This is a genomic window from Shewanella decolorationis S12 (assembly GCF_000485795.1).
GTDB lineage: Bacteria > Pseudomonadota > Gammaproteobacteria > Enterobacterales > Shewanellaceae > Shewanella > Shewanella decolorationis.
Map to the genome: position 1 here is coordinate 101,603 of NZ_AXZL01000058.1, position 25,837 is coordinate 127,439.

A 25,837-nucleotide genomic window follows, 5' to 3' on the forward strand; every position below is an offset into this window, starting at 1 on the left:
TTAATAATGAAACAGTTAACCAAGGAATAAGTCACATTCATGGAAAGTCATCAAATAATGACCGAAGATTATCCGCCAGCGCCTCGCCCGATTAGAGTGGGATTAGTGGAAGACCAACAATTGGTGCGTCAGGGCATCGCCAGCCTAATTGCTATCTCACAACATATCAAAGTAGTTTGGCAGGCCGAGAATGGTCAAGAAGCACTTAAACTGCTGCAAACCGAAGCCGTTGACTTGCTGTTAAGCGATATACGCATGCCAGTGCTCGATGGTATCAGTCTGCTAAAACAGCTTCGCGCCGCACAAAACTCCTTACCTGTGATTATGTTAACCACCTTTGATGACAGCGAATTGTTTTTAAATAGCCTTCAGGCAGGCGCAAATGGTTTCTTATTGAAGGATGTGTCACTGGATAAGTTACTGCATGCCATTGAAACCGTCGCTCAGGGCGGGCACTTGATAGAGCCTTCAGTACTTGAACAGATGCAGCAATCCTCTGTAACGGCGCAAAGCGGGCCGACTCACGGCCTATTATCCGATCGCGAGCGGGAGATCTTAGGCTTTATGGCGGGGGGATTCTCCAATAAAGAAATTGCCAATGCGGTGTTTTTGGCCGAAGGCACGGTCAAAAATCACGTCTCCACCATACTAGCTAAACTCGATTGCCGTGACCGCACCCAAGCCGTGCTAAAGGGATTACAGCTTTCCCTGATTTAAAACATTGAATGTGGGGATGAGATTTAGTGTGTTAACTGCTAGGTTAAAGACAAATTAAATTCAACGAAAAAGGGCCTCATAGGCCCTTTCATTACATGCTTAGGATTAAAATCTATCGCAAATCCATCTCTTGGATAATTTCATGGGCAATAGGCGGCGTAGTACAGGTCGGCTTTTCATGTAAGTCCGCCTTTAACTGGCCTTTACGGTGTTTAAGTGCAGCATCGAGTTTTTTCGCTGCGGCGGCAATCGCGGGATACATGATTTCATCCGTACCCGAGGCAGAGATGCGACTGCCCTCATAATTCGTTCTAATTTCAACCTGAAACTCGCCATGCTCCTTAGCAATAATGATATCGAGGCCGATCAATGTGGGGAAATGAGTGGCGATTTTAGAAAACTTTTCGTTTACGTGTTCTTTAACAGAATCAGTAACATCGACATGGTGACCAGAAAGATTAATTTTCATAGGTTGTCCCTTTTAGTGTCTTTACTTTTTTTCGCTTCACTATTAGAGCTTGGGGCATGGCAAATAAAACACAAGCCCCCTAGACAAATATTTCGACTGAAACGGGTATTAGCCGTCGCTAAATGTGAGACCAATCAAAGAAATAACAATTGAAGGGAACTTTAAAAATGAGTAACTGGTTGATTTATAATCGACTATAAATATAAACCAACCAGTCCTATATTCGAGGATTAATACTTACGTTGCACACTCTGTTGCCAGAATTGCTGCGATAGGTGGTGAGTTTTCGTCGATAAGCGCGATACCTGCTCTCCCCTCGCCGCTGCATCCTGTGTCTGTTGTAAGCTCTGCTGGGCCAGATCGCTAATCACATGGATAGCACGGCTAATTTCCGCCGCCACAGACGTCTGTTGCGTCATTGCCGCCGCATTGTCATCGCTTAAGGAGTTGATCCTGGCAATAGAGGATAACAACTCGCCAAAGGCGACACTGGCATCCTGCGCCAAGGAGACTGAGCGTTTTACTTGCTCCTGTCCGGCCGTCATGGTCGATGTGGCCCTTTGGGTGCTGTCTTTAAAGCGACTGACTATCTGCTCAATTTGCGAGGTCGACTGGCTGGTTCGACTAGATAACTGCCGCACCTCGTCGGCAACAACGGCAAAGCCGCGGCCACTTTCCCCCGCCCTCGCCGCTTCAATCGCCGCATTGAGTGCTAACAGGTTAGTTTGATCGGCAATGGAGCGGATGACTTCTAACACTTGATGAATCGCTTGGCTATCCTGCTCAATCGTTTGCACCACATCGGAGAAATGGCTCACCTGCACACTCAGTTGATGTATCGCCTCGATAACAGTTTCAAGCCGTGAATGACCGCGCTGAGCCGCCTGATGACTAGAAACCATCTCGGATGCGGTGCGGTGGATATTGTCCGTCACTTCCGCAAAGCTAGCACTCATTTGCTCCATCGCGGTGGCCGCCTGCGTGGTCTGTGCGCTCTGGCTATCGGCGTGCTCCCAGGTATTGGTGATGGTTTGTTTAAGATTGACACTCTGCTCTTGGATCTCACTGGCAGAATCCGCCATTCGGCCGACTACACCGCCAATTTCGGTAATTAAAAATCGCAGGGCAAGGTCAATTTTACCAATCTCGTCCTGTCTGCCGGTATACACGCCCATGGCCACTGGATCGTCAATAATATTTGTCGCCACCTTTACCAAGGCTTGCAATGGCTGCATCAATTTGAACCATAAAAGCCAAGCAACAATGCCACCCGCAAGCGCAGCTAATAAAGGTGAATAACACGCCAATGATGCTGTTGCTGCAATCGCAACAAACATCGCGAGCAAAATTTTCCCCTGAAATCCCAAGACATCCTTTTTTAATGCCTTAGGCTGCTTACCTTGATTAATTCCTTGATAGATGTCCTCTGCTGCCCTAATTTGCTCAGGGGTTGCTTGACGTCGAACAGATTGATACTCATGAATTTTGCCATCCTCATAGACAGGGGCAACGTAAGCATTAACCCAATAGTAACTACCACTTTTGGTTTTATTTTTGACTATTCCCATCCATGGTTTGCCACTTTTAATCCGATCCCAGAGCATTTTAAACGCGGCAGCAGGCATATCCTCATGACGCACTATGTTATGTGGGCTCCCCTGCAATTCAGCAACACTATATTCACTTATCTGCGAAAAAGTCTGATTAACATACTTAATATTTCCTTTCAGGTCGGTCGTAGAGAGGAGAATCGCGTTTTCAGATAGGTGTTTTTCACCCTTTTTAGAATGTGTTTGCATAGGGATATCGAACTGACTCCAAGTGAAAGTTGCAGGGGATTTTGACAAAATGGCAGAACACCTACTTTGATTAAGCTCACACTGGAAGCAGAAAATTTAACCAAATACTAAACAAGCAAGATCAAACTCATTAATAAAACCAAACATTTGTGACATATTGCACAGGCTTAAGTATAACGCGATCCATCCCCCAAAATATTTCACCACCCCACAAATACAAATGATATTGTTTATCATTTAAATAAACTAAGTTATACTCCAAAACGATTAGCAACTCTCCTTTGCGCATGCACCCAAGTGAATAGGGTTAGGCATAAATCAATCAATGGAGTGGTATGCGTGATATGGCAGGTTGCCATTATGGTTCTTATATTGATTGAAATAAGCAGCACTTATGTCTCATATCCCAGTATCCAATACACCTTCACCAACATCAGCGACAAATGTTCACGCTGCTTGGGGTCATTTTCATGCTGTCATACGCTGGATTAAACAGGATCAAACTCAGTTTGGCTTGCAGGTGTTTGTTCGTGCTAGTGCCGCTTTGTTAGCGGGCTATATTGCGGCAGCAACACTAGCCTGTTTACTGACTCAAATACTGCCAATGTCTCGTTTTGAGAACACATTAACGGCCAATATGCTGGCATTCTTGTTTTATGCCATCGCGATAATTTATGCCTTCTGCGTGCGTAAAACCTGGCATGCGTGGCGGGATCTCACGCTATTTAGTCTCCTGTGTTTTGCTCTGCTTAAGGTGTGTGGACAGTAAGATGAAAGAAACCTTTTTTAGAACCCTATCTTGGCTGCATACTTGGGCGGGTTTACTCGTTTGCTGGGTATTATTGCTGATCTTTTTTGCTGGTAGCCTGAGTTATTTCCGCCACGAGATGAGCCTGTGGGCCGAACCTGAGCTCCACCGCGGGGCTTTTCAGGACTATCAAGTTGACCAAGTCGCTAACCAGCTCGAGAAGGGTCAAAGCTATATTGAAACGCATTCAGCCCCTAACACACAGCGTTGGTTAATAAATTTCCCAACAGATCGCAGCCCAATGCTCAGTTTTGCTTGGCAACTGCCGCCTGAAAAGGGGCAACGCCGTGGCAAAATCGAGCAACATACCGCACTGGCCGATGGTAGTGGCGTCATTACTGATGTCCGTGATAGCCGCGGTGGTGACTTCTTCTATCGTTTACATTTCGACCTGCACTATATGTCCGCCATTACGGCGCGTTACATTGTGGGTGTCTGCACCATGTTGATGCTGATTGCCCTTATCAGCGGCATCGTTATCCATAAGCGTATCTTTAAAGACCTATTTAGCTTTCGCCAGAACAAGGGCGCGCGCTCTTGGTTAGATGCCCATAATGTCAGCTCAGTGATTGCCCTGCCCTATCATTTGATGATCACTTATACTGGCCTCATTACCTTAATGTTGATGTATATTCCATGGACGGTGAGCACAGCTTATCCTGAGGATAATCAAGCCTTTTTAAAAGAACTCAATCCGGCGAGACAAACCGAAAAAGCCTCGGGTATTCAGGCAGAGCAAGTGCGCTTAAGCCGACTGCTACCCCAAGTTCAGGCAGAATGGGGCGATGCGCCTATTAAGCAGGTGATTGTTTCTTATCCTAAAGATCAAAATAGCCAAGTCACCTTCTACCAAAATACTGGCAAAGAGGTCACCGACGAGTCGACAATCTTAGTCTTTAACGGTGTGACTGGTGAACTCAAATACGCCAGCCCCCATGAAGTGTCTGCCACGGTTGCCACCTACGACACTATGATGTCGCTACATACAGCGCGTTTTGCCGCGCCACTGCTACGTATTTTGTTCTTCTTCTGCGGCTTACTCGGCTGTGCCATGGTGGCCACTGGCACCTTAATGTGGGCGATTCGTCTGCGCCAAAAGCAGCAAAAAGCTATCGATAAAGGTGAAAAAGCAAGCCGTGGTCTGCGCTTAGTCGAAGGCTTAAACTTCATGTTTATCTTAGGCTTGCCCCTGGGCGCGGCAGCGTTTTTCTATGCCAATCGCCTGTTACCCGTCGATTTTGCCACCCGCTCTGCTTGGGAGGTTCACAGCTTCTTTATCGCCCTAGCGGCAATGGGCGTTTGGGCATTTTTCGGTAGAAGCAGACGCCATTGGCAATTGGCCTTAATGCTCATCGGAGTACTTTATTGTGCGCTGCCGATACTGAACGCATTTACCTCACCAAGCCACTTTATTGATAATATCCGCAGCCAACAATGGGCACTGGTGGGGTTTGATATAGTCGCTCTACTACTAGGCAGTGCGATGTTATTTGCCAGTACACGACTCTCAGCGGTGGTCAAAACACTGCAAAAACCGAGTCGAAAAAATACGGCTACTTCTGAAAAAGTCAGAAGAAAACAGCCAGATCCGAGTTATGCTAACGAACTTGCCTCGTCGTCTCCCTTGGAGGAAGCAAAATCATGATGCCAGAATTTATCCCTATGCTCGGCATTCTCGGGCTTAGTTATCTCTCCCTTGCGCTGTTTGCGTTAGCCAAGTTTGGCCATTTTAAGGATGTGTTTAAACGCCCACCGTCACAATGGCAGAGCCGCCTGTTAACCCTGTTTGCTTGGCTGTTATTAATCATCAGCTTAAGCACCTGTGCCCACGGGCAAGGCTGGGCCTATGGCAGTATTCTGTTTATGGGGATCATCTCGCTAGCCGCCATGTTAGTGATTTTGACCCTAAGCTACAGCCCACGCCATCTTCCCATTGGCATAGTCACCGGCAGTGTATTGACTGGCAGCTTGCTGTTAAGTGGTGGGATCTAAGCCGTTTCACAGGTGGCGCACTAAACTGTGCGCCCCATGCTGGAGAAGTCTTTTTAGCTAAGCTATAGTGCCCTGATGTCCTGCAATGAGGAGAAAAACATGGGCTTTAACTTAACGGTGAATTGGCAAACCTCTCCAGCCGAAGAAGGTGAATTCTGCCGTGACCACAGTATTACGTTTGGCAGCGGTCAAACGATTCAGGCGTCTTCTGCCCCCGAATATAAGGGTAATGAACATTTGGTGAACCCAGAGGAAAGCCTGCTCGCGGCGCTATCCTCATGCCATATGCTTACCTTCCTCGCCATTGCACACCTCAAACGCCTCCCCGTCGCCTCTTATGTCGACGAGGCGTCGGCTGAGTTGGGGAAAAACGAGGCAGGCAAGCTTGCTGTCACCAAAATGATTTTAAATCCTAAGGTGGTGTTTGCCGAAGGTGTCGAGGTGTCAGCTGAGACTCTTGAGAAAATTCATGAAAAAGCACACGCAAACTGCTTTATCGCCAATACGTTAGCAACGGATATCCAAATCAAGTATTGACACTAGCGGATACCACCATGTCAATAAACGTGTCTTTCAACCTCACTAGGGCGTGTTGATTAAATACTTTTACCGAGGTTGAAAGCATTGATTGATTTGTAGGTAACTCAATCAATGGGCATAAAAATGGGTGTTGTCTCGGGAACCACAAGACAACACCCTAACATTGAACTCAATTAGCTTAACTCAGCTAACTTAAACCTCGGTTAAATTTTTATATTAAGGCCAATTACTTAGCCTTAATATCTTCCGCCATACCTTTAGCAGGCATTGGTTGCGCCTTCAACGCAGGGATAGGTTGCTTGATCAACTCATCCTTAAGATAGCTGATGGCAGTTTCGAGCTGCGCATCGTGGCCGTTAAAGGTCGCAAAGGGTAGGTTATCCACCTCAATATCCGGTGTCACCCCATGTCCTTCGAGTACCCAGCGGCCATCCATCGCATATTGCGGATATTCGGCGACCCGCGCCATGCCTTTATCTGTGAGTGAGTTACGACCCGATAACCACACGCCTGCACCCGCAGTTTGCTTACCTATCAGCGGAGCAATGCCCAGCGCCTTAATCCCCGCAGAGAAGGTTTCACCATCTGAGTACGTTAGCTCGTCGGTTAACACCACTAAATGGCCACGGAAGGTTTGCTGCATATTGGTATTCGGTGTGCCATGGGTTGGCTGCCAGAAGGCCCAAGCGCGGCGCAACAGTTTTTCGATGATCCAACTATCAATATTGCCGCCGCGGTTACGGCGCACGTCGATAATCAAACCGTCCTTATCGTAATTGGTGTAAAACTCACGGGCAAAATTCTCAATATCACCGCCGCCCATGGCATATAAGTGCAAGTAACCAATCTTGCCCTTACTCGACTCAGTCACGACGCCCGCGTTGTGGTTAACCCAATCTAAGTAACGTAATTGGCTATCGACCTGAGTGCTGACCGGCATCACCACGGTTTTATGGTTTTGGCCGCCGCGTTTAAGCTCAAGCAGAACCTGTTTATCCTGCTGATTACGCAATAAACGAGCCACATCGGCCACATTGCTCACAGGCGTGCCATTGATGGCGAGTAGCATGTCGCCTTCTTTCGCATCGACTTCGATACGGCTTAAGGGCGATGCCTGGCTAGGTAGCTCAGGATCATTACGATAAATATGGGCAATCTTCACCCCATCTTTGGTTTGTTGTAGCCGCGCGCCTAAACTCGCGCCTTTTGCTGCGTCAGGGTCTTTTGGAAGATCGCCACCACGCACCTGCGAGTGTAATGAGTCTAGCTCGCCCATCATCTGCATAAAGATATCGTTTAACTCGTTACGGTCGGTCAAACGCTCAAGTAATGGTTGGTACTTGGCCTTGGTCGCCTGCCAATCGAGGCCACGCATCTTCTTATCGAAGAAGGAGTCTCTGTGCATTAACCAGGCATCTTCAAACATTTGTTGCCATTCTAGGGTGGGTGAAATCGCTAATTGCCACTGGTCCGTTTGCACCTTGGCGTTTTCGGTATCCCCCAACTTGTCGCCCGCATCGACGATCAGCAGCGACTTTTCATTGCTATTTTTGCGCAGTAACAACTTGCTACCATCGGCGGACACACTGTAGTTCGCCACATCTTCAGCAAACACTTCGACTTTTGGGCGCTGCTCACTAAACTTAATCGTCATCAAGCTGGGCTCAGCGTCATCGCCAATGGCTTGGTCAAGCACATAGAGACGACCGTCAATGGCACTTAGCTGGCTGTAATTACCTGAATCAACAGGAACTTGCCATAAACGCTCGCCAATGCCCGCCCAATCAATTTTTACTGGCGTCGGTTTATCTTTGGAGTCTGCGTTTTCAGCCGCTTTAGTCGTCAGCTCTGTGGGTTTACTGAAGGGGAACTTAGCATTTTTTACTAAGGCAATCGCAAAAATCTGGCTGCGTTTATCAAACACTGGCCCCATATTGCGGTCGCCCCAAGGTGAGCTTGGTGTTGCAGTAAACTGGCGATTGGAGAGGAAATATAACCACTGGCCATCGCTGCTAAAGGTCGGCGAATAGGACTCATACTTGTCACTGGTGAGCGCTTGGGCCTTATTTTCGTCCACTGAATACAGCACGATTTGTGGCCTTTGCTTGCCGATTTCGGATTTAGTTAACGCGATAAAACGACTGTCACCCGACCAGCGAATATCGGCATAGGGGCCAAGCCCCTCACCGTTGCTGATGATTTTTTGATTGGAATTTTTCTTAAGGTCCAGCAACCACACATTGCCGTCGTTATCGTCGTGGGCAAGGTAGCGGCCATCGTTTGACAGACTCAGCGTCATTCTTAAGGTATGGCCATCTTTGGTGAGTTGCTTCGCGCCGCTGCTACCATCGGCAGGAAATTGCCAAATTTCCTGTTGGCCACTCATGTCGCTGATGGCATAAACCGATTTACCATCCTGACTCATAATCGCATTGCGCACGCGATAGGTGCCAGGCAGCGCCACTTGCACTAAACGTGAACCGTCAATTCCCGCAATCACCACATGGCTGCGGGCGGTGATCACCACTTTATCCCCCGCCAGAGCAAGGTTCGCTGAGGTTGCATAATCCATAGGATCTTTTACCCAATGCTCGCGGCGCTGGGCAAAATCTGACGTTAATTCAATATCCAATAATGAGTCTTTGGCGGAAGCGATATCAAAAACATGAATATCAGCACCCTGCTGGAACACGACTTTGCCTTGGTCCATGCGAGCACCGCGCACCTGCCAATCTTTATATTGGGTCAACTGTTTAGCATCACTACCATCAAGCGCCATGGACCAGAGATTGTCGTTACCATCGCTGTCGCTGATAAAGTAGAGTCTGTCTTGCCATAGCATAGGCTGACGCACTGAACCTTGATGCTCACCACTGAGTAACTGTGCCTCATCCTTGCCGCCGAGTTTAAAGCGCCATAACTCACCCTTAGCGCCGCCGCGATAAACTTTAGCGTTATCCCCAGTCACCTGCAGGCCGAAACGGGTAAAATAGACATACTGATTATTGGCATCGATCACCCCTTCCACCGCATCGGCAAGTGGTAAGTCGGTCGTCGCCAAGGTTTCAGGGTTCACCAGTCGCAGCATCCAATTATTTGCAGGGCCAAAGCCACTGTCGGTGGAATAAAGCACTTCGCCCTTTGCGGTCCAGCCTTGCACCCGCACTCGGCTGTTTTCGAAACTTACTCGTTTGGCCACACCGCCTGCCACAGGAATAACATAGACCTCACTCGCGCCCTCATAATTGGCCACGTAGGCCACCCATTTACCATCGGCAGAGATGGCGGCGCCTAGCTCTTCTGCGGGTAGAGTGGTCAGGCGTGTCGCCGCTTTTTGCCCGAGCGTTTGAGTCCAAAGATCGCCTTCGGCCGTGAAAACTAAAGTTTGATCATGCAAGGCGGGGGCACGGTAATAACCTTGATTACTAGTCGATTGTGCTGCAAATACTGGGGCTGCAGACAAAGTGCCAAGGGCGAGCATGCAGCAGGCAACTGAATGACGAAGTTTCATGTGAAGTCTCTATCCTATTGTTATTGTTAGCAATGAACTTTCAAGCGGGCAAACTTTGTAACATTAAGCTCAAAGTCAGGCAAACTAGCACATCAAGCTAACAGAATTTTTGATAGAGGGCAGTAACTTAAGGGAAGAGAAGTTTTAGCAAATGTGTCATAGGCTTACCATTTGCCATGTCTAATAAAGCTACTTTGAAAACATTAGGCTGGATAAACCAGCATATTGGCGATCGATAGGACTTTGCTGATTGCTTATTTTCGTTTGCTTCGCCAGTGATAGTTGCTGCCATTTATGGATAATCCGCGCAACCTCCCCATTATTAGTTAACACTTTGATAGCTTTATTAAATTGCTTCAATTGTTCAACAGACATGCTTTGCTTGCTGAGCATTAAATGGATTTGGTTATGGTCTAGGATAGGATTAAGTACCGATAGCCTAATACCTTGATGTTGGCTGGCAATATAAGGCATCGCCATGGCATCACCAATGATCAAATCAGCTCGACCATAAGTGAGCATTTGCACCGATTTGTCGACATCAGGACTCAATACTAGTAAGTTTTCCTGCGCTAAACGCTCTCTGGTCTGCTCATAGTCTGCGCCATACCAGCCACTAATAGGTACAAGCAGCCTTAATTTTTGACTAAATATATCTTGCCACTGGCTTAACTTAATGCTGTCCTTTTTTTCATCCAACACAAACAGGCGAACCTCCTCATGACGATATGGTGAAGAAAATAAAGCGTATTCTTCACGCTCGAAGGTTTTAGTTGCGCCCATCATCATATCTAAAGTGCCACTTTTGAGCATTTGATGGGACCGCTTAGCAGGCACATTGATAAAGTTAATCTCACATCCCAGATATTCGGCAAAGCTACGAAGCAATTCAACATCAAGCCCTTGTGCTACACCTTGCCGGTCTTGCCATGCATAGGGAGGCCAATCGTTATAACCGGCACTAAGGGGATGGGCACAAATAGGGGAAGCGGCCTTAGATGTCGCACCCAAAGCAGGGAAAGTAAAAACGCATAACAGCAGGATATGGCAAAACTGAAAAACGCCCTTTGGCACTGTAATTGCCTCGTTGCTAGTTGTTTTTAAATGATTTTACAGCCTCTTATTTCATAAGATTCGAACGCATCGCATTGCTAAGCTTAGTCGGCATCCAAACAAGCCGCCATTAACTTAATCACTAAGTCATTTAACCTGAAATTAAAGTAAACATTTATACACAATCGCCACTACTTTTGTCGGCTCCCCCATATCGGTTTGTAACCACACAATATGAGTGCCCCCCAACTCCTCCCCTTGCAAGGCTGCAGAACGTTTTGCCTCGGCGAGATTATCAGCATGACGGCTCACACCTGTGACTAAGGCAAAACTGTCACAGTGAGTCACTTCAAAATCATAGGCTTCGTTAATGCGCCGTGGTAATTGCGGAGGTTCTAAGGCGCAACTTGAGAGAAAAAAGATAAGGCAAGCTCCTGATAAAACATATTTAAACAAAATCATTGATCCAATTGTTAAATCCTAAATAGACGGGTGAACATATCGAATTCGATTCAACTTAATCGTGAAGCAACTCACATCCCTTTAACGACAACCAATACACTAAGTTACAAATATGAATTTGAATTCATATAGTTATATAAAGGTTTGATAATCGCTCCGGATGCAAAGCTTTAATTAATTCTCTTAAGGTTCATTTACAGATGTAAAAAGGGAGTCAATCGACTCCCTTGATATTTTACTTAACAGTAATTTTCAAGATCAGCTTAACACCGCAAATAAATGTGACTTTAACTGAGAAAAATCGGCGGCTAATTCTGCCGAGAGTATGGGTTTATGCTCCACCGCTTTAAGTTCTGCTGGCAAAGGTAAATCCAGGTTAAGCTCTCTATCTACGACATCCTTAAACTTGGCAGGATGCGCCGTGCCTAAAAATATCCCCACTTCATCAGGCACTAAGTTAAGCGTTAACGCTCTCGCTGCAATCGCCGCATGAGGTTCGGACACATAACCTTTGGCATGCAACTCTGCTAGCGCCTCCGAAGTTTGCGCCTCTGATAAACGAATACCCACTAGGTCCGCCAATGGCCAACCGAGTTTCTCGCAAATGGCCTCGACGCGCGGCCAGTTACTTGGCTCGCTCACATCCATCGCATTGGACATAGTCGCTTGAGTGGGATTAGGTTGCCAAACGCCAGTCTCTAAATAACGTGGCACAGTGTCATTCGCGTTGGTGGCGGCAATAAAACGTTTAACTGGTAAGCCCATGGCTTTGGCAAATAATCCCGCGGTGAGATTACCAAAATTACCACTGGGCACAGCAATTACAGGGTCGGCCTCATGGCGCTGTTTCGATTGGGCGACTGCTTCGAAGTAATAACAAATCTGTGCCAGTAAGCGACTGATATTGATTGAGTTGGCCGAGTTTAAATGCAAGCCATCACGCACATCGCTATCTTCAAAAGCCTGTTTGACTAAGTGCTGGCAAGCATCGAAATCGGACGCTACTGCCACAGTGTGAATGTTCTTGCCTAAGGTGGTGAACATTTTTTCCTGTAGTTCACTGATCTTGCCCTTAGGATAAAGCACCACGACATTCACTTTATCTAGGCCGTAAAAGGCATCGGCCACCGCTGCCCCAGTGTCACCCGAGGTTGCTGTTAAAATGGTTAAGCGCGAGTCTTGGGCAAAGGCATTGATGCATTGCGCCATAAAGCGCGCGCCAAAATCCTTGAATGCTAAGGTTGGTCCGTGGAAAAGCTCGAGGCACGAGCGCTGCTCATCGACTGCAACCAAGGGCAAATCGAAATTAAAGGCACGCTCGACCAGTTTATCTACCGCGTCTTGCCCAAGCTCTGAGGCAAGCCAAGCGCCGAGCACTTTTTTACTGCGCTCTACAAAAGGCATCGCCAGCAGCGCCTCAATGTCGTGCAACACTGGGATTTGAGTAGGAAAAAACAGCCCTCTGTCTTTACCGAGTCCTAATTGCACCGCTTCCTTAAAGCTCACTTTCTGCGAAGGGTGTTTTAAATTATATAGTTCCATGCTCACTCGACCTTATCAGTGCCAAGCCTTTAGACTTGGACTTAATGCTTTTAAAAGTAAGAAAAATTAATCGACTCGACGCGTGCCTTGCTCATCGAGGCGGCACACATGGGCAAAGCCCCCCACTTCGGTCAAATAATGAGCCTCTAACCACGCCTTGGCCGCATTAGCAGTCGCGAGATCATCAGTCACCGAAAACAGCGTTGGCCCACTGCCCGAAATGCCAGTGGTTAACATGCCTAATTCGGCGAGCGCCGCTCTGGCGTTGTCATAACCCGGTATCGCCGCCGCGCGGTAAGGTTCGGCCAACACATCCTTCAAGACTTGAATCGCAAGCTTGGCGTTTTGCTGATAAGAGGCGTGCACAAAGGCACTCAAATAACGCCCAAAATCGATGGCCACGGACTTATCGTATTGTTCTGGCATGAGTTTACGCATCATGGCCGTTGAGAGTGAAATCCCAGGATACGCCACCACCCAATACCATTGTTTAAAACTGGGAATCGGCTCACAGATAGCACCGGGCACATTGAGCATCAGCTGCATGCCGCCCAAATAACAGGGCGCGACGTTGTCATAATGCACGCTTCCGCTGATCTTGCCCTCAAACTCGCCCATGAGTTCGAGTAGAGCTTGTTTATCGTACGGTCGTTCGAAATGCTCATTTAACGCGTAAAGAGCAGCAACCACAGAACTGGCGCTCGAGCCTAAGCCACTGCCGACGGGCAAGTTTTTCTCTAGGGTTAATGCCACACCTTGGTTTTCTTTTCCAAGGGCTTTTAAGAAAAATACCGCACATTGATGGACAATATTCTCCTCGGGATTGCTGGGTAACTTATGCGCCCAAGCTCCCACTTGAGTAAGGCTCACCCCCGCATCCGCCGCTGCAATCGTGACCCTATCGCCCAGTAAACTGCCATCGATGGGCGCAAGTGCCGCGCCCAATAAGTCAAAGCCCACACCCACATTACCCATAGAGGCGGGAGCGTAAACGGTCAAACTCATACACTCACCTCACGAGTCCAATTTAAGGTTCTTAATACATCGGCAAAGGCACCTGCCGCTGTCACTTCTGTACCCGCACCATAACCACGTAGCACAAAGGGAATCGGCTGATAATAACGGCTGTAGAATGCCAGGGCATTTTCACCGCCTTTTACGCTGTAGAGCGGATCGGTGGCATCGACTTCGGTGATACGCACATAGCACGCGCCCTCTTCAATCTGCCCCACATAACGCAGCACTTTGCCCTGCGCTTTCGCCTCTGCCACTCGCGCCGCAATAGCGGCATCTGCCTCGGGTAAACGCGCCATAAAACTTTCCACATCGCCTGAATCATCAAAATCGTCAGGCAAGACTGAGTCGACAACGATATCACTTAGCTCAAGTTTCAAACCCACTTCACGGGCTAAGATCAGCACTTTACGCGCCACATCCATACCACTTAAATCATCACGGGGATCGGGCTCGGTAAAGCATTTTTCCCGCGCCAATTTAGTCGCTTCTGACAGCGTCATACCCTCATCGAGTTTACCGAAGATAAAGGATAAGGAGCCTGACAAAATACCGTTAAACTTGTGTAACTTATCGCCAGCAAATAAGAGTTTTTTCAAGTTATCGATAACGGGTAATCCTGCGCCCACGTTGGTCTCATACAGGAACTGACGACGTTGCTTTAATGCTGTTTGACGCAAAGCTTGGTAATAGGCGTAATCGCGAGTGTTGGCCTTTTTATTCGGCGTCACTACGTGCATGCCCGCGTTCATCACCTCTAAATACTGGTTCGATACTTGATCGCTTGAAGTACAATCCACCAGCACAGGGTTTAATAATTGTTGCTCTTTCACCCAAGCCAGTAGCGCCGGAAGATCGCTTGGCTGCTGACTGTCGGCAAGCAGGTTTTGCCAATTGTTTAAATCGATACCCGCACTATCGAGTAACATCTTGCTTGAATTGACTATGCCGCAGACACGTATGCTAATGTGCTGCTCTTTTAACACACTCGCCTGATGTTTGATTTGCTCGAGTAAGCCTGCGCCAACATTGCCACAACCCACTAAAAACACATCCAAATACTGCTGCACATCGAAAAAGCCTTGATGACAGGCGGCGACCGCATGTTTGGTCTTACGCTGTTCGATCACCGTTGAAATAGAACGCTCGGAGGAGCCTTGGGCAATCGCGATGATATTCACACTCGCCTGCGCTAACGCTTGGAAGAACCGTGCTGCCACACCTTTATGGGTACGCATTCCATCACCGATCAAGGAGACAATTGCCAAGTCATGGCGCATTTCGATTGGCTCGAGTAAGTCACTTTTGATTTCTAACTCAAATTCCTGCTCTAGCGCCGACTTCACCTTGGCGGACTCACTGGTCGCCACACAAAAGCTGATGCTGTATTCGCAAGAACTCTGGGTGATGAGTGACACGGAAACACCACTACGGGAAATCGCCGCCAGTGTGCGGCTCGCCATGCCGACCATGCCCTTCATGCCGGGGCCTGATACATCAAACATGGTTTGATTATCCAGATTAGAAATGGCCTTCACCTGCAAACCGCTTTCATCGGCCTGATTCGATACCAGAGTGCCGGGCGCATCGGGGTTAAAACTGTTCTTGATATAACAGGGAATATGAAACTGAGCGATAGGCGCAATCGTTTTAGGATGCAGCACCTTAGCGCCAAAGTAAGACAGCTCCATCGCCTCTTGATAACTGAGCTGTGACAACAACTTAGCATCGGTGACAACCCGAGGATCTGTGTTGTATACGCCGTCAACGTCGGTCCAAATCTCACAACTTGAAGCATCTAAACAAGCGGCCAGCACGGCAGCGGAGTAATCTGAGCCGTTACGGCCTAAGGTCACGACCTTGCGGTCTTCATCGGCGGCGGTAAAGCCAGGCATCACCCAAACGCGCTTCTCATCGAGGGCAAGATTATTGAATCGCGGTTTACTGACGGCAATATCCACCACGGACTCGAGCGGACGACCACGGCCTAAAAACAGCTCACGTGGGTCCAGCTGCGCCGAAGTGATGCCTTTGGCCAGCATGACTTGCTCCATCAACGCAGCAGACAAACGCTCGCCCGCAACCACAATCTCGGCGCGAATACCATCAGGGCATTCCTGCAGCAGCGTAATACCGCGTAATCTGTCCTGCCAACGCGCAAGCTGCGCGCTTAGTCCGGCGAACAACACTTCGCTTTGACTGCTTGAGAGTCCAGAACTGACCGCATCTTGATAGAGCGAGGTAAACACCCGTTCAACATGTTGAATGACTGGCGAATAATCTTCCCCTTTCACCGCCACATCGACCATTTCTAGCAAGGCGTTTGTCACTGTCGCGGGCGCAGAGAGCACTGTAGCAACTGGTTCTGCTTTCGCCGCTTTGGCAACGATATCCGCCGCCATTGAAAATCGCTGCCAATTTGCAAGCGAGGTACCACCAAATTTCATAACTTTCATCTTGATCTCCTGTACCGCGCCCGACTAAGAAACATAAGCTAGAAACAAAAAAGCCCGCTTCTTTGTGGGAAGCGGGCTCGTCGTTAAATTCTTTAGGGTGTATCAGCCCGCCCCCACTCTGGTTGTAGTGGTGGTTGTAATAATGGTAATTACTACAAAACCTAGGCTATGCATACGTTTGGGCTAATCCATGTCAATGTGATGTAAAACAGAATTGCCTTTTTCACCTAATCTTGTCAACCCCCAAACTGGATTATTTATAAACAAATCTTTCACAGCCATAAATTGACACCTTAACATTCAATATTATCAAGTTTTCCTAGGGTAAAAATGCGATTTCATCAATAGAAAACTGTTAACGTAAACGTAATGCCGCACAAATACATCTGTTTTTAAACATTAAAATTCAATAAATTATATCAACCATATCGTAACGCCTTTAGATTAAGCGATGTAAACCCACTTTCGAGACCAACAAACCGCAAGCGATAACCATCAACAATTTGGCGTAAATTCTTCACCAAATGACTGTTCATCACGCCAACAAAAAGCTGTGCGATATCTAACATAAGCCACTTCAAATTATCGCCAGCGCCCCAAAAGCACGTTATTATGCGCGCACATTCCGAACCGGAGGCGATATGAAGATCACCCAACACAGCGCGGTAACCATTCATTACCGTTTATCAGATCAAGAAGGCAGACTTTTAGAAGACTCTTTTGATGCCGAACCAATGTTATATCTGCACGGTGCAGAAAACCTGATCCCAGGTTTAGAGGCTGCATTAGAAGGTAAAACCAAGGGCGAAACACTGGATGTGACAATCAGTGCTGAAGAAGCTTACGGTCCTTACCACGATGGTCTGCGTCAAGCCGTGCCATTAGAAGCGTTTGGTGATATCGAAGATATCGTTCCTGGTATGCGCTTTATTGCCGAAACCGAAATGGGTCAACGCCCTGTGCAAGTTGTCGAAGTCAAAGATGATGTCGTTATCGTTGATGGCAACCATCCTTTAGCGGGCCAAGCATTGAGCTTCAACATTGAAATCATCGATGTGCGAGAAGCGACAGCAGAAGAAATTGCCCATGGTCATATTCACGCCCACGGTGGATGTGGTGGTCATGGACACAGCCATGATCATGACCACGGTGGCGGATGTTGTGGTGGTTCAAGTCATGATGCGGGTGGCTGCTGTGGCGGTTCTGATGACCATGGTCATCACCACCATGACCACGATCATGAGGCGTGCGACACACCAAAAACAGGTTGTGATGGCAATGGTGGTTGCGGCTGTCGCGGCTAATTTAGGCAGTAACGCCTAAAGCTCACTATCCAGAGCAAGATAATGAAGCACTTCCTTACACAAGGAGGTGCTTTTTTTATAGGCAAATGTTTATAATCTAACCACAAATAGGGACGTTTTAGATAGATTTAGCATTTTAAACTTTAAAATCAGAATGTTAAAACCAATACACCTTCACCTCGCGACGGAGTGCATATGTTATCAAAACCTGTATATGAAGCTTTGCCCTATGGTTATATGGCCTTAGGTTGCGTAAGTTTTATGTTACTCGACCCAGAGTATGCTTTAATGGCAGCCGTGATTGTGTTTCTTCTCGGGGCTAGAATTTACAATCTACGCTCACAAAATCGGCGCACTGATCCCGTAAAACGTAGAAAAACGGGCTATATGCCAACAGCGATTTATGATTATTTACCCTTTATCTATCTCTTTACTGCCTTAGTTATTTTTAAGTTTTTCCCTAAAAGTCTTTATCCCTTACTGGCAATTCTATTACTAAGCTACAGCTTTTATATTCTTATAAGACGCTCGCTTTATCGTCGACATAAACTACCTGCGTCACCTCAATTTTAAACAATAAATTTAGGCCGTTTTGACGTTTCGAGATTAGATTTTGTTGGTTTTGGCAAGCACTTGCTCGCGAAACGAGGAATGAGGTGTAATTGTTCTACTCAAATGACGAGCGGCACTTATAACCGAAAGTAAGAGCAAGAGCTTGCCAAACGGCTGCAAAAATAACCCTGAAACGTCAACACGCCCTAGTCATTAGCAGAATCGCTGTTTAGAGCGTAGAAACATTTGAAATTGCATTTTATGGGTTTGCAAGTTCATCGAGGGGGTACGATTTTTTTCTATTCAAATGACGTGCGCCCTTTGCAACTTAAAGTAAAGCCGCTCCCTAAGGATAGGGTTTCGGTTACGTCGTCTGTTTATATCGAATCACTTCATTGCATAGAGCTTATCTTTAATGGGATACATACCTGTTAAATTGCGATAAAAAACATAAATCGCTAACATTCCTTAATCAGCTGTTGAATTTTTTCCCTATGACTTGGGGCCATATTCTTTAAATAGTTTGAACAACGTGTAATAGTGGCGATACTGACCTCGTATTCAGCCGCGATCTGCCGTTGACTCATCTCACCATCGAGCAATAATTGGAATACCTTTAATCGCCCAGCGATAGCGCTACGTTCTTCTTCTGTTAGCAATAAATGGAACAATACCGAGAGCTCATCATAGTTTCCATGGCTCAAAATTTTCTCTAAAACTAAGTCCCAATTGGCTCGCATAATCGCCCCAGTAGTATTGTTTAAGCATTACAACGGCAGTTTAGCAGATTTACTCTTCCGGCAAATAACTTGTTACGTTTATCCCATCTATCTAGACAAAAACTGACAAAATTGCTTCTAGTACATTAAGTTAATTTGTGTACAATAGCAGAGCAATGTCACACTTCGACGCTAATTTGTGAGAATACGATGAAAAAATTACTCCTGACTCTCGTTGCCGGTACCTTATTGGCTTCAGCTGCACAAGCACACAATTTTGAAGATGCAAAGGACGCGATTGAATATCGCCAATCTGCATTTAGCCTGATTGCTTATAACTTTGGCGATATGGGCGCAATGATGAAAGGTAAAAAACCTTTCGAAGCTGAAACCTTCGCAATGCGTGCCAACAATGTCGCCGCACTTTCGCACATTCCTTTCGAAGGCTTTATTGAAGGTTCAGATAAAGGCGATACCGAAGCGCTGGCCAAAGTATGGCAAGACAAGGCTGACTTTGACGCTAAAATGAAAACCTTCCAAGAAAATGCCGCTATTTTAGCGACTGTGGCTCAAAAAGGTGACCAAGCTGAAATTAAGCAAGCCTTTATGAACACAGGCAAGAGCTGTAAAGGTTGTCACGACGTTTACAAAAAAGACTAATGGCGAGTTGTCATGTCTAATAAAAAAGCCTGCTACATGCAGGCTTTTTTAATGTTGAGCATTTACTAGAGCACTTGAACTATGGGCCACATCAAATAAGTAAACACCACCCCAGCAATAATTAACAGCACGATTAAGGCCAGCCACTGTGATTTGAAAACTAATTCAGATTCTGCTTTGGCATACTCAACCTTAGGCACACGTTTGTAACCACTGAGCATGGCTCCCACTAATTTGTCACCTTTAATGGCGTGTACCACAACCGCCAACACATGCACGGCACTCAAGGCTAAGATCAGGTTGAAATTCATCTTATGTAACCAAGTGAGAAACGAAGCAGTATCAGAGCTCACATAACTGTACAGTGGACCTTCAGTAAACACATCATCGGTAGCAAATAGTCCTGTGATTAGCTGTAAGCTGATAATGGCAATCAACACAATCACCATATAACCGCCCATCGGATTATGCCCTAAGACCACTGACACGCCCTTTGCGCGAACGTCTTTCAAATACTCAAACACCACCTTTGGATGATGCACGAAATGACTAAATCTCGCAGTATCACTGCCAATCAAGCCCCATAAAAGCCGAAAGCCAATCAAGATCAACAGACTATAGGCAAAGATCTGGTGCCATTGCATTTCACCCACTTCGGCGCTCCACCAGAGTAAGGCCATGAGGGCCACCATGCCCCAGTGAAAAATGCGTGTGGGTAAATCCCAGACTTTAACTTTGATATGTTCGGTTTCCATAATACCTGCCACTCGACTGAACAATGAAATAAGTGAAGGTATTTTATCGGGATCTAATGAAAAACTTAAAGTAAAGATAAGTAAATGATAGCAAAGACTGCGTAGTTATCCCATCAAATATGGCCTGTTCCGATAGCCAATACAAGCCTTTTCGACCAAGAATCCGCGAGATTTGTCTAAGCGATCAAATAACCAACGAACAGAACTAAACAGGGTTAAAAATGTGATTTAGATCTCGTTTTTAAGGGTGTAGATTGGTAATCTGAAATCGAAGGAACCAAATAGAAGGTGCAACATATGCTAAAGATTACGAGCAAACAACTAGAAGTCACTGCCCCAATCCGTGAACGCATTGAAAGCCGTTTTAATAAACTTTCTAGGCACGATGTGCAGTTGATTAATCCCCATGTCATCATCACAGAGGAGAAACCTGGTTTCAAAATTGAAGCATCGGTTGGCATCCCAAATGGAGAACTTTTTGCTCAAGCAAAACACGACAATCTTTATGCAGCCATTACGGCCATGGGTCAAAAATTAGAGAAACAACTCAATCGATTAACCCATAAACCTGAAGCACAACGTTTCGCATCTATTGCTCATTCCGAAGATGCTGTCAATGTCGAGGATGATTACGAGGAGGAAGATGCAGCTTAAGTTACTCGATGTTAGTGCGAGACCACATCACTTCGAGAGCATAAAGTAGATAAGGTTTAATAGGTCACATTTTTTAGCAAAAGTTTGATAGACCATCCTAATGGTCAGTAAAAAGAGTGTGAACCTTTAAATAACTACTACACTTTACTAAGTGACAGCAGAATCGGAGTGATGTGAATTTCAAGTTAAAACCGTTAAATATCATCACTAGAAGGAGTACGCCGCCACACTAAACTCACACTCAAAAACAGTGACACAGGCAGTTACATTAAGGCAGTTACATTAAGACAGTCACATTACGGCAGTCATATTAATGCGGCCACATTAATTCGGTAACGCCAAGCTGTAATATTTATGCGTTTCCCTCTGATTATCAAATAAGATGCGAGGTTACAAAAAAATAGAGACCGATAACCAACAACTAACGATAAACGCACTAATGGGTGTTAACACACGAGTCGATCATTAAGGAGTAACCTACTACATCGTATTGCCAGTTTTAGTCTTACACACTCTTTGAGCCCAAATGTAATAATCAAGAGGAGGACGTTAGCAATAGAGCAACATAGGTACCATGAAAGACCACTTTAGGTGAATTAGCTTCTTAACAGTCAAACAATATGAGGAGGTTAATAGCGTTATCGGTAATATGAGCAAGTGGGCATATTACAAATTGTGAGTAAAAAAGAATTTAGATAACACGGAACAAGGCGAGCTGCTTAACAGCAAAATACCCAGTACCTTTTTGAGTACTAATATAGGCCAGATTCCTTTATTTATATTCTGAAGTGTAATAGTAAGTGAAAATGTAAGTTGAAATAGTGAGTTAACTGCTGAATAAACAAAATCTAATATGATATCGGTTTGTTTATTCACAAAGCGTCAATAAATCCTTTAATAACAATGCTCAATAACCTAGGAGGAATAGTTTGTTTGACCAGCTTTTCAACCAGCGCACCTTCGGGTGCGCTTTGCTTTTATATCCCCAGCTCCCATAGTCGTTTAACTATTCACATATAAGCTCTAGCCTTATGCTTAAGCTGTGCTTAGTTGCCACAGGAAAGGTTTAAGCCAACTCCCCCTCCCGACTCCTCAATCTCCCGCGAAAAACCCCAGAGCCAAGCGTTAACCAAGCTTGAGTTTTAGTGTAGACTAACCCGTTCGTCTATAACTTAAAGCAAGGCATTGAAATAATGACTCAAGCGCTGTTTTATTTACTACCGCCGATGGGCGAGAACACGGCCCTTAGTGACATGTATCAATTGGCTTGCCGTCTAGCCCAACAGGGATTTATAAACCAGCAGCAGGTCTATATTCACTGTCAGGACAAGAACATCGCCTTTGAAATCGACGAGTTACTATGGCAGTTTGAACCCAGTGCATTTGTCCCCCATAACCTCAAAGGTGAAGGCCCCACTACTGGTTCACCCGTTGAAATCGGTTTTGACAGACTCGGTCCAAACAAAAGTCGCCAACTTCTGATTAATCTTGCAGACCAAGTGCCTCCGTTTGCGGTAAACTTTGGTCAAATCTTCGATTTTGTGGCTAATGACGACCAACATAAAGCGATAGCACGTGAACGCTACCGCCAATATCGTGGCTTAGGGATTGAATTAACAACCCAAAATTTAGCAACACATCCACTTAATTTAGCTTGAGACAGATACGTTCCCATGGAAAAAACATACGATCCTCAGTCCATTGAGCAGACTCTTTACCAAAACTGGGAAGAGCAAGGTTACTTTAAGCCCCACGGCGATGCCTCACAGGGCAACTATTGCATCATGATCCCGCCACCCAACGTGACGGGTAGCCTGCACATGGGCCACGCTTTCCAAGATACCATCATGGATACCCTGATCCGCTACCAACGTATGAAGGGTAAAAACACCCTGTGGCAAGTCGGAACTGACCATGCGGGTATTGCGACTCAGATGCTGGTTGAGCGTAAGCTTGAAGCCGAAGAAGGCAAGAGCCGCCATGACCTTGGCCGCGATGCTTTCATGGAAAAAGTATGGGAATGGAAAGCGCAATCGGGTGGCACCATCACTAAGCAGCTACGTCGTATGGGCGCCTCTGTGGATTGGGACCGTGAGCGTTTCACCATGGACGAAGGCTTGTCTAAAGCGGTTCAAGAAGTGTTTGTCCGTCTCTATGAAGACGATTTGATTTACCGTGGTAAACGCTTAGTGAACTGGGATCCTAAGCTGCACACCGCGATTTCAGATCTCGAAGTGGAAAACAAAGAAAAGCAAGGCCACATGTGGCATCTGCGTTATCCATTAGCCGACGGCGAGCTGACCGCAGACGGTAAAGATTACCTCGAAGTCGCCACCACGCGTCCTGAAACTATGCTGGGTGATAGCGCAGTAGCTGTTCATCCAGACGATGAGCGTTATCAAGCACTGATCGGCAAATTTATTCTGCTGCCTATCGTTAATCGTCGCATCCCTATCGTTGCCGATGACTATGTAGACATGGAGTTTGGTACAGGCTGTGTGAAGATCACCCCTGCCCACGACTTTAACGACTATGAAGTCGGTAAACGTCACAAACTTCCTATGTTCAACGTGTTGACCTTAGATGCAGCCATTCGTGCATCCGCCGAAGTCGTCAATACTGATGGCACAATCAATACTAGCTTAGATGGCAGCCTGCCAGAGCGTTATGCAGGTTTAGATCGTTTCAAAGCCCGTGATGCCATTGTGGCAGAGTTTGAAACTTTAGGTCTGCTCGAAAAAATCGCGCCACACGGCCTAAAAGTGCCCTACGGTGACCGCTCAGGCGTGGTTATCGAACCAATGCTGACCGACCAATGGTACGTTGCCGTTGCGCCTATGGCCAAAACCGCAATCGAAGCCGTTGAAAATGGCGATATTAAGTTCGTGCCACAGCAATACGAAAACATGTACTTCTCTTGGATGCGCGACATTCAAGATTGGTGTATCTCTCGCCAATTATGGTGGGGTCACCGCATCCCTGCTTGGTACGATGCGAACGGTAAGGTCTATGTCGGCCGCACCGAAGCTGAAGTGCGTGCTAAGCACAATATCGATGATGCTATCGCCCTGCGCCAAGATGAAGACGTACTGGATACTTGGTTCAGCTCTGCCCTGTGGACATTCTCGACCTTAGGCTGGCCTGACAATGTTGAAGATTTAAAAACCTTCCATCCAACCGACGTGTTGGTAACGGGTTTTGACATCATCTTCTTCTGGGTTGCCCGTATGATCATGATGACCATGCACTTCATCAAAGATGAAGACGGTAAGCCACAGGTGCCATTTAAAACCGTTTATGTGACAGGCCTTATCCGCGATGAAGCGGGTAACAAGATGTCAAAATCTAAGGGCAACGTACTTGACCCATTGGATATGATTGACGGTATCGATCTAGAAGCCCTCGTTGAAAAACGTACTGGCAACATGATGCAGCCACAACTGGCCGCCAAGATTGAAAAGAGCACCCGTAAAGAGTTTGAAAATGGTATCGAAGCCCACGGTACTGATGCCCTGCGCTTTACTCTAGCGGCAATGGCATCAACTGGCCGTGATATCAACTGGGATATGAAGCGTTTAGACGGTTACCGCAGCTTCTGTAACAAGCTTTGGAACGCATCACGTTACGTGCTGATGAATACCGAAGGCCAAGATTGCGGCCCGAACTCACCGGATTACCAAGGCGGTGAGATTGAACTGTCACTGGCGGATCGCTGGATCATCGGTTTATTCAACCAAACCGTAAAAACCTACGACGACCACATGGCAAACTACCGCTTCGACCTCGCAGCCAACACCTTGTACGAGTTCACTTGGAACCAGTTCTGCGATTGGTACTTAGAGTTAACTAAGCCAGTACTGCAAAACGGCAATGAAGCGCAAATGCGCGGCACCCGCCATACGTTGGTCAATGTGTTAGAAGCGATGCAACGTCTGATGCACCCAATGATGCCATACATCACTGAAACCATCTGGCAACGCGTTAAACCACTGACTGGCGCCCAAGGCGACACCATCATGCTGGCACCATTCCCAAGCTATGATGCCGCCAAAGTAGATGCGACCGCGATGGCCGACCTCGAGTGGGTTAAGCAAGTGATTGTTGCAGTACGTAATATCCGTGCCGAGCTCAATATCGCGCCTTCTAAGCCATTAAACGCCCTACTGCGTGGCGTGAGTGCCCAAGACCAAGCCCGCGTTGAGGCTAACCAAGCCTTCTTCACAACGCTTGCGCGCTTAGAGAGCATGACGATTCTTGGCGAAGGTGAAACGGCGCCAATGTCGACCACAGGTCTAATTGGCGAAATGGAATTATTAATTCCTATGGCAGGTCTAGTGGATGTGGCGGCCGAAATGGCTCGTATCGACAAGCAGCTTGAAAAGCTGACTCAAGAGATTGGCCGTATCGAAGGTAAATTATCGAATGAAGGCTTCGTGGCGAAAGCACCGCCAGCAGTTATCGATAAAGAGCGCGCCAAGATGGCCGATTTGACCCGCGATATGGACAAACTAAAAGAGCAAAAAGCCGAGTTTGCTAAGTTAGAAGCCTAATCACGGCATCTACACTAAAAAGGGCTGTATTTTACATAATGCCACTCGCTTAAGAGCGAGTGGCATTTTTACTTGGATATTTCACCGTTTTCTTTAGCACCACACGCGGGTAGCTGGGCCGCTTCCTCTTCGGGGGTAAAATCAACCTTTTGCCATTTTCCCTCAGTCGTTTTAAGTGCTGTGGGATTGCTCCTGGACTCCCTCTGTCGCTCCAACCAAACTCATCTTGGATTAAAAACAGGGCATTAATGAAACTTATTCTCTGTGGCTCAACTTGATG

The 25,837-nt window shown here is 46.7% G+C and carries 21 protein-coding genes and 1 pseudogene; 11 read left to right on the forward strand and 11 right to left on the reverse strand.

Annotated elements, in window-relative coordinates; translation table 11 throughout:
- Positions 1–39: 39 nt before the first annotated feature.
- Positions 40–717 carry a response regulator transcription factor gene (locus SHD_RS07520; RefSeq protein WP_023266556.1) on the forward strand — a complete coding sequence of 226 codons (678 nt, stop codon included), beginning with the start codon at positions 40–42 and terminating at the stop codon, positions 715–717.
- Between the two features lie 112 nt (positions 718–829).
- Here SHD_RS07520 and hpf (SHD_RS07525) read toward each other — a convergent pair whose 3' ends face one another.
- Entirely contained in the window at positions 830–1,186 is a 357-nt protein-coding gene (hpf, locus tag SHD_RS07525) for a ribosome hibernation-promoting factor, HPF/YfiA family (protein WP_023266557.1), read from the reverse strand.
- A gap of 230 nt (positions 1,187–1,416) precedes the next feature.
- Positions 1,417–2,985, reverse strand: coding sequence for a methyl-accepting chemotaxis protein (locus SHD_RS07530; protein WP_023266558.1), 1,569 nt, complete (start codon positions 2,983–2,985; stop codon positions 1,417–1,419).
- Positions 2,986–3,379: 394 nt separating this feature from the next.
- On the opposite strand from SHD_RS07530, the gene SHD_RS07535 reads away from it, so the two are divergent.
- From SHD_RS07535 to SHD_RS07550, 4 genes are all read left to right on the forward strand, one after another.
- The gene (locus SHD_RS07535; protein ID WP_023266559.1) at positions 3,380–3,754 is read left to right on the forward strand and encodes a DUF3649 domain-containing protein; all 375 of its coding nucleotides are present in this window, start codon (positions 3,380–3,382) and stop codon (positions 3,752–3,754) included.
- Position 3,755: 1 nt separating this feature from the next.
- Positions 3,756–5,438, forward strand: a complete 1,683-nt coding sequence (locus SHD_RS07540; protein WP_023266560.1) for a PepSY-associated TM helix domain-containing protein — start codon at positions 3,756–3,758, stop codon at positions 5,436–5,438.
- Entirely contained in the window at positions 5,435–5,785 is a 351-nt protein-coding gene (locus tag SHD_RS07545; RefSeq protein WP_023266561.1) for a DUF3325 domain-containing protein, read from the forward strand. The genes SHD_RS07540 and SHD_RS07545 overlap by 4 nt, the downstream gene beginning before the upstream one ends.
- Positions 5,786–5,884: 99 nt before the next feature.
- Positions 5,885–6,322: an OsmC family protein gene (locus SHD_RS07550; protein ID WP_039977806.1), complete on the forward strand. Its 438-nt coding sequence runs from the start codon at positions 5,885–5,887 to the stop codon at positions 6,320–6,322.
- Between the two features lie 229 nt (positions 6,323–6,551).
- Here SHD_RS07550 and SHD_RS07555 read toward each other — a convergent pair whose 3' ends face one another.
- The 6 genes from SHD_RS07555 to thrA all read right to left on the reverse strand — a co-directional run bounded on the left by SHD_RS07555 (position 6,552) and on the right by thrA (position 16,363).
- Positions 6,552–9,836, reverse strand: a complete 3,285-nt coding sequence (locus tag SHD_RS07555; RefSeq protein ID WP_023266563.1) for a S41 family peptidase — start codon at positions 9,834–9,836, stop codon at positions 6,552–6,554.
- Between the two features lie 189 nt (positions 9,837–10,025).
- On the reverse strand, positions 10,026–10,910 hold the full coding sequence (locus SHD_RS07560) for a substrate-binding periplasmic protein (protein ID WP_023266564.1): 885 nt from the start codon (positions 10,908–10,910) through the stop codon (positions 10,026–10,028).
- A gap of 141 nt (positions 10,911–11,051) precedes the next feature.
- Entirely contained in the window at positions 11,052–11,345 is a 294-nt protein-coding gene (locus SHD_RS07565) for a hypothetical protein (protein WP_084294856.1), read from the reverse strand.
- A gap of 264 nt (positions 11,346–11,609) precedes the next feature.
- Positions 11,610–12,893, reverse strand: coding sequence for a threonine synthase (gene thrC / locus SHD_RS07570; RefSeq protein WP_023266566.1), 1,284 nt, complete (start codon positions 12,891–12,893; stop codon positions 11,610–11,612).
- A 66-nt stretch (positions 12,894–12,959) separates the two neighbouring features.
- Positions 12,960–13,898, reverse strand: coding sequence for a homoserine kinase (gene thrB / locus SHD_RS07575; RefSeq protein WP_023266567.1), 939 nt, complete (start codon positions 13,896–13,898; stop codon positions 12,960–12,962).
- On the reverse strand, positions 13,895–16,363 hold the full coding sequence (thrA, locus tag SHD_RS07580; RefSeq protein ID WP_023266568.1) for a bifunctional aspartate kinase/homoserine dehydrogenase I: 2,469 nt from the start codon (positions 16,361–16,363) through the stop codon (positions 13,895–13,897). The genes thrB and thrA overlap by 4 nt, the downstream gene beginning before the upstream one ends.
- Positions 16,364–17,004: 641 nt before the next feature.
- On the opposite strand from thrA, the gene slyD reads away from it, so the two are divergent.
- Positions 17,005–17,667, forward strand: coding sequence for a peptidylprolyl isomerase (gene slyD / locus SHD_RS07590; protein ID WP_023266570.1), 663 nt, complete (start codon positions 17,005–17,007; stop codon positions 17,665–17,667).
- Between the two features lie 195 nt (positions 17,668–17,862).
- Complete coding sequence (locus SHD_RS07595; protein WP_023266571.1) at positions 17,863–18,240, forward strand: hypothetical protein; 378 nt, start codon at positions 17,863–17,865, stop codon at positions 18,238–18,240.
- A gap of 437 nt (positions 18,241–18,677) precedes the next feature.
- Here the strand turns inward: SHD_RS07595 and trpR are convergent, their stop codons facing one another.
- Positions 18,678–18,959: a trp operon repressor gene (gene trpR, locus SHD_RS07600; RefSeq protein WP_023266572.1), complete on the reverse strand. Its 282-nt coding sequence runs from the start codon at positions 18,957–18,959 to the stop codon at positions 18,678–18,680.
- Between the two features lie 189 nt (positions 18,960–19,148).
- On the opposite strand from trpR, the gene SHD_RS07605 reads away from it, so the two are divergent.
- On the forward strand, positions 19,149–19,598 hold the full coding sequence (locus SHD_RS07605; protein ID WP_023266573.1) for a c-type cytochrome: 450 nt from the start codon (positions 19,149–19,151) through the stop codon (positions 19,596–19,598).
- Between the two features lie 65 nt (positions 19,599–19,663).
- Here the strand turns inward: SHD_RS07605 and SHD_RS07610 are convergent, their stop codons facing one another.
- A complete protein-coding gene (locus SHD_RS07610) occupies positions 19,664–20,353 on the reverse strand; it encodes a cytochrome b/b6 domain-containing protein (RefSeq protein WP_023266574.1) in 690 nt (229 codons plus the stop codon).
- A gap of 297 nt (positions 20,354–20,650) precedes the next feature.
- Between SHD_RS07610 and hpf (SHD_RS07615) the strand changes: the two genes are divergently transcribed.
- From hpf (SHD_RS07615) to SHD_RS07625, 3 genes are all read left to right on the forward strand, one after another.
- Positions 20,651–21,007, forward strand: coding sequence for a ribosome hibernation-promoting factor, HPF/YfiA family (hpf, locus tag SHD_RS07615; protein WP_023266575.1), 357 nt, complete (start codon positions 20,651–20,653; stop codon positions 21,005–21,007).
- Positions 21,008–22,200: 1,193 nt separating this feature from the next.
- Positions 22,201–22,665 (forward strand): DNA polymerase III subunit chi, encoded by a 465-nt coding sequence (locus SHD_RS07620; protein WP_023266576.1) that lies wholly within the window; start codon positions 22,201–22,203, stop codon positions 22,663–22,665.
- Positions 22,666–22,680: 15 nt separating this feature from the next.
- Complete coding sequence (locus SHD_RS07625) at positions 22,681–25,557, forward strand: valine--tRNA ligase (RefSeq protein WP_023266577.1); 2,877 nt, start codon at positions 22,681–22,683, stop codon at positions 25,555–25,557.
- Positions 25,558–25,606: 49 nt separating this feature from the next.
- On the opposite strand, the pseudogene SHD_RS22275 reads toward SHD_RS07625, so the two are convergent.
- A pseudogene (locus tag SHD_RS22275) lies at positions 25,607–25,837 on the reverse strand (hypothetical protein); the annotation flags it as partial.